At 60.7% G+C, this 824-nt stretch carries 2 protein-coding genes; one reads left to right on the plus strand and one right to left on the minus strand.

Annotation, left to right across the window (positions count from 1 at the left end; all coding sequences use genetic code 11):
- Positions 1-597: class I SAM-dependent methyltransferase (locus A5775_RS06295; protein ID WP_067249293.1), on the plus strand; the 597-nt coding region annotated here is incomplete at its 5' end.
- Positions 598-656: 59 nt separating this feature from the next.
- Here the strand turns inward: A5775_RS06295 and A5775_RS06300 are convergent.
- Positions 657-824 (minus strand): class I SAM-dependent methyltransferase (locus A5775_RS06300; protein WP_197512383.1); only part of this gene is annotated, 168 nt, incomplete at its 5' end.

Genomic DNA, 824 nt, shown 5'->3' on the forward strand with positions numbered 1-824 from the left:
GTCGTGGGGCTGACGCTCTCGGAGAATCAGGCCGAGCACGTGCAGAGGACCTTCGACCAGATGGACACCACCCGGACCCGCCGGGTGCTGCTGGAGGGCTGGGAGAAGTTCCACGAGCCGGTGGACCGCATCGTCTCGATCGGTGCGTTCGAGCACTTCGGCCGCCAACGCTACGGGCGTTTCTTCAAGATGGCCTACAACGCGCTGCCGCCCGGCGGAATCATGTTGCTGCACACCATCGTTCGGCCGTCCTTCAAAGAAGCCCGGGCCAAGGGCCTAAGGTTGACCCACGAGATCGTTGAGTTCTCGAAATTCATCCTCGCCGAGATTTTTCCCGGCGGCTGGCTTCCCACCCCGCAGACCGTCGGCGAGTACGGGGTGACCGTGGGCTTCGAGCTCACCCGCGTGCAGTCGCTGCAACTGCACTACGCGAAGACGCTGGATCTGTGGGCCGAGGCGCTCGAGGCGAATCGCGAGCAGGCCCTCGCCCTTCAGTCTCAAGAGGTTTACGACCGGTATATGAAGTACCTGACCGGCTGCGCCAAGCTGTTCCGCGACGGGTACACCGACGTCAACCAGTTCACGATGGAGAAATAGCCGGCTCGACAGAAACAATCAGCCCCGAACGGATCACCGCTCGGGGCTGACTTGATTGTCTATTTGACCAACGTGAATTGCCCCACGTTGCTGATGCCTTTGCGGAAGAAATTCTCGCAGCCCGTCAGATAGTGCATGTACTTGTCGTAGACCTCTTGAGACTGGATGGCGATCGCCTTTTCCTTGCTGGCTTCCAGATTCGCCGCCCAGATGTTGAGCGTCCGCTC

This window comes from Mycobacterium sp. 852002-10029_SCH5224772, assembly GCF_001667315.1.
GTDB lineage: Bacteria > Actinomycetota > Actinomycetes > Mycobacteriales > Mycobacteriaceae > Mycobacterium.